Here is a 4,214-nt window from a genome sequence, read left to right on the forward strand (position 1 = left end):
CGCGTGGCGATGATCACCGGCGACCATCCGGGTACGGCGCGCGCCATCGCGGCCGCGCTGGGCCTGCGGCGCACCGCGGAGCCGCTGACCGGGCAGGAGCTGGACGCGCTGGACGCGGCGGAGCTGCGCCGCGCCGCCGCGGCCACCGACGTCTTCGCGCGCGTCTCGCCGGAACAGAAGCTGCGGCTGGTGGAAGCGCTGCAGCAGGGCGGCGCAGTGGTGGCGATGACCGGCGACGGGGTGAACGACGCGCCGGCGCTGAAGCGCGCGGACATCGGCATAGCCATGGGCCGCAAGGGCACGGAGGCGGCGAAGGAGGCAGCGCATATCGTCCTGGCCGACGACAACTTCGCCTCCATCGCGGCCGCGGTGCGCGAAGGCCGCACGGTGCACGACAACATCCGCAAGGTGATCGCCTGGACCCTGCCCGCGGATGGCGGGGAGGCGCTGGTGCTGCTGGTGGCGCTGCTGCTGGGCCTCGCGCTGCCGATCACGCCGCTGCAGATCCTCTGGATCAACGTGGTGACCACCGTCGCCCTCGGCCTGACGCTGGCCTTCGAGCCGCCGGAGCGCGACGTGATGGCGCGCCCGCCGCGCCGCCCTGACGCGCCGCTGCTGGAGCGGCTGCTGCTGTGGCGGATGCTGTTCGTCTCCGTGCTGATGGCGGCGATGGCCTTCGCGCTGGACCTGTGGGCCGCATCGCGCGGTCTGCCGGACGCGGCCGGCCGCACCATGGTGGTGAACGCCATCGTCGCGATGGAGATCGGCTACCTCTTCGCCGCGCGGCAGTCCCTGCGCAGCGGCCTTTCGGCGGAGGGGCTGCGCGGCACGCCGGCGATCTGGGCCGGCATCGCCGCGGCCCTGGCGGCGCAGGCGCTGTTCACCTGGGCGCCGCCGCTGCAGGCCGCTTTCGGCACCGTCGCGCTGGGCCCGGCGGAGCTGGCGCTCTGCGCCGGGACGGGCGTGGCGCTGCTGCTGGCGGTGGAGGCGGAGAAGGCGCTGCGGCGGCGGAAGGCGGCCCGCCCCTGAGTCTCAACTGCGCAGCCCGGGCGCCTCGTGGCCGGACCGCGCAACGTATTCGGTGTAGCCGCCATCGTATTGCAGCAGCCCCTCCGGCGTCAGCTCCAGCACGCGGTTCGACAGCTCCGCCAGGAAATGCCGGTCGTGCGAGACGAACAGCATGGTCCCCTCGTACTGTGAGAGCGCCGCGATCAGCATCTCCTTCGTCGCCATGTCCAGGTGGTTGGTCGGCTCGTCCAGCACGAGGAAGTTCGGCGGGTCGTAGAGCATCTTCGCCATCACCAGCCGCGCCTTCTCGCCGCCCGACAGCACGCGGCAGGGCTTGTCCACCTCGTCGCCGGAGAAGCCGAAGCACCCCGCCAGCGCGCGGAGCGAACCCTGCGGCGCGCGGGGGAACTCGTCCTCCAGCGACTGGAACACCGTGCGCTCGCCGTCCAGGAGCTCCATGGCGTGCTGGGCGAAATAGCCGAGCTTCACGCTGCCGCCCAGCGCGACGGTCCCCTCGTCCGGCTCGGTGGCGCCGGCGACCAGCTTCAGCAGCGTGGACTTGCCCGCGCCGTTCACGCCCATGACGCAGCAGCGTTCCCGCCGCCGCACCAGCAGGTCGAGCCCGTCGTAGATCACCCGCTCGCCGTAGCGCTTGTGCACGTTCCGCAGCCTGGCCACGTCCTCGCCGGAGCGTGGCGCCGGCGGGAAGTCGAAGGAGACGGTCTGCCGGCGCTTCGGCGGCTCGACGCGGTCGATCTTCTCGAGCTTCTTCACCCGGCTCTGCACCTGCGCGGCGTGGGAGGCGCGGGCCTTGAAGCGCTCGATGAAGCTGATCTCCTTGGCCAGCATCGCCTGCTGCCGCTCGAACTGCGCCTGCTGCTGCTTCTCATTCAGCGCGCGCTGCTGTTCGTAGAAGGCGTAGTCGCCGGAATAGGTGGTCAGCGCGCCGCCATCGATCTCAATGACCTTGCGCACGATGCGGTTCATGAACTCGCGGTCGTGCGAGGTCATCAGCAGCGCGCCGTCGTAGTCGGTGAGGAACCTCTCCAGCCAGATCAGGCTCTCGAGGTCGAGGTGGTTGCTCGGCTCGTCCAGCAGCATGACGTCCGGGCGCATCAGCAGGATCCGCGCCAGCGCGACGCGCATCTTCCAGCCGCCGGAGAGCGCCCCGACGTCGCCGTCCATCATCTCCTGGCTGAAGCTGAGGCCGGCCAGCACCTCCCGCGCGCGGCCTTCCAGGGCGTAGCCGCCCAGTTCCTCGAAGCGCGCCTGCACCTCGCCGAAGCGCTCGATGATGGCGTCGAGCTCCTCCGCGCGGTCCGGGTCCGCCATGGCGGCTTCCAGCTCCCGCAGCTCGGCCGCCACGGTGCTGACGTCGCCGGCGCCGTCCATCACCTCCGCCACCGCGCTGCGCCCCGACATCTCGCCCACGTCCTGGCTGAAGAAGCCGATGCTGACGCCGCGATCGACCACCACCTGGCCCTCGTCGGGCGGCTCCTGGCCGGTGATCATGCGGAACAGCGTGGTCTTGCCGGCCCCGTTCGGCCCGACCAGGCCGATCTTCTCGCCCTTCTGGAGCGCGGCCGAGGCCTCGATGAAGAGGATCTGGCGTCCGTTCTGCTTGCTGACGCTGTCGAGGCGAATCATGTCCGGCGGGGGCTTGCTGCGGTTGCGGCGCGCTTATGGCACGCCCCGCGCCGGGGAGAGAGTGGCCCGGGTTCCGCCGGGCCACGCGCCGCTCAGCCCGGACAGCGGTCCGGGCGGGCCCAGTGGCGGGGATAGCGCGGGCCGCCGAAGCCCGGGCGCCCCTGCTCGATCCGCTGCAGCAGGTCGCGCACCTCCGCGGTGATGGTCGCGATGCCGCGCGGGCTGCGCGTGCCGCCATGGCCGCCGAGGTCGTCGATGTCCACGACCTTGGCGTCGGGCGCGTGCATCGCCACCGTCATCACGCCGCTCTCGCCGGGCGGCAGGAGCTGGTCGAAGCAGTTCGGGATCAGCAGCAGGCGCGCGCGGATGGATCGCGCGGCGGCGACGAGGTCGCCGTTGAAGGGTGGTGCTGCCGCGATGTCGTGGCTCTCGATCGCCCATGTGCGGTAGATCCAGTCGCGCGCCTGCGTGCTGGCGCCGATCTGCTCGACCTGCTGGGCGTAGTTCCGGTGCACCTGCTCCCGCGTCGCGAACAGCGCCTCGAAGCCGCCGGCGGAGATGCCGAAGGCGTTCTGGATGATCATGCCCACGCCGGTGCCGCGCACCGGCCGGTCATCGTTCGGATAGTTCCCGTCGCGCCACTTCGGATCGAGCATGATGGCCTGGCGCGCGGCTTCCCAGATGAAGTTGACCTGCCGGTTCGCATGCGCCTGCGGCACCAGCGGGATCACCGCCTGCATGAAGTCCGGATAGCTGACCGCCCATTGCAGGGAGGCGATGCCGCCCATCGAGGTGCCGGTCACCGCCACCAGTCGGCGGATGTTCAGGCATTCGGTGACCATGCGGTATTCGGCGTTCACCATGTCGCGCATGGTGAAGCGCGGGAAGGCCATGTTCATGCCCGACCGCGTCGGCGAGGTCGTCGCATCCGGATCGAGCGAGGCGACGCCGAGCGTGTCCGGCTGGATCACGAAATACTTCGTCGTGTCGAGCGCCTGGTTCGGCCCCGCCCAGGGCGACTGCGTGGTGCGGTCGCCGCGCAGCCCGTGGATCGAGAGGATGGCGTTGCTGCGCTCCGCGTTCAGCGTGCCGTGGGTGATGTAGGTCATCCGGAAGTTCGGGATGACCTGCCCGCTTTCCAGCCGCAGGTCGCCCAGCTGGCAGGTCTGGACCGCCGGCGCCTGGGCCAGCGCCGGCAGGGCCAGCAGCGCGGCGCCGAGCGCCAGCGCCGCAACAGGTTTGGACATGGTGTGCTCCTCCGCAGCGGGCGCGCTGCGGCGCCCTGCGGATGCAAGCGTCCACCGGCGCAGGGTGCGGAGTCCAGCGGCCTTGCGGCCGGGCTAGTTGGACCCGCTCGCCGGCTCCGGCACGCGGCTGCGCTGCTCCTGCAGGCGCTGCTCGGCCGCAGCGATCTCCTGGCGAAGCTGCGCGAGCCGCGCCTCCGCCTCGCGGGCCGATGCGTCCATCTGCTGGCGCTGCTGCGCCGCGCGCTGCTCGGCCTCCGCGGCCGCCTGGCGCAGCTGCGTGGCCCGTGCCTCGGCCTCGCGCAGCGCGGCCTC

Annotated in this window: 3 protein-coding genes and 1 pseudogene; 1 reads left to right on the forward strand and 3 read right to left on the reverse strand. The window is 71.7% G+C overall.

Annotated elements, in window-relative coordinates; translation table 11 throughout:
- Positions 1-1,029, forward strand: a 1,029-nt coding sequence (locus OZN99_RS26815) for an HAD-IC family P-type ATPase (protein ID WP_270938292.1), incomplete at its 5' end; no start/stop codon positions are given.
- A gap of 3 nt (positions 1,030-1,032) precedes the next feature.
- Here the strand turns inward: OZN99_RS26815 and OZN99_RS26820 are convergent.
- The 3 genes and pseudogenes from OZN99_RS26820 to OZN99_RS26830 all read right to left on the reverse strand — a co-directional run.
- Positions 1,033-2,655, reverse strand: coding sequence for an ABC-F family ATP-binding cassette domain-containing protein (locus tag OZN99_RS26820; protein ID WP_270938293.1), 1,623 nt, complete (start codon positions 2,653-2,655; stop codon positions 1,033-1,035).
- 92 nt (positions 2,656-2,747) lie between these two features.
- On the reverse strand, positions 2,748-3,902 hold the full coding sequence (locus tag OZN99_RS26825; protein WP_270938294.1) for an alpha/beta fold hydrolase: 1,155 nt from the start codon (positions 3,900-3,902) through the stop codon (positions 2,748-2,750).
- Positions 3,903-3,995: 93 nt separating this feature from the next.
- A pseudogene (locus OZN99_RS26830) lies at positions 3,996-4,214 on the reverse strand (hypothetical protein); the annotation flags it as partial.

Source organism: Falsiroseomonas oryzae (assembly GCF_027856955.1).
In the GTDB taxonomy this organism is placed as follows: domain Bacteria; phylum Pseudomonadota; class Alphaproteobacteria; order Acetobacterales; family Acetobacteraceae; genus Falsiroseomonas; species Falsiroseomonas oryzae.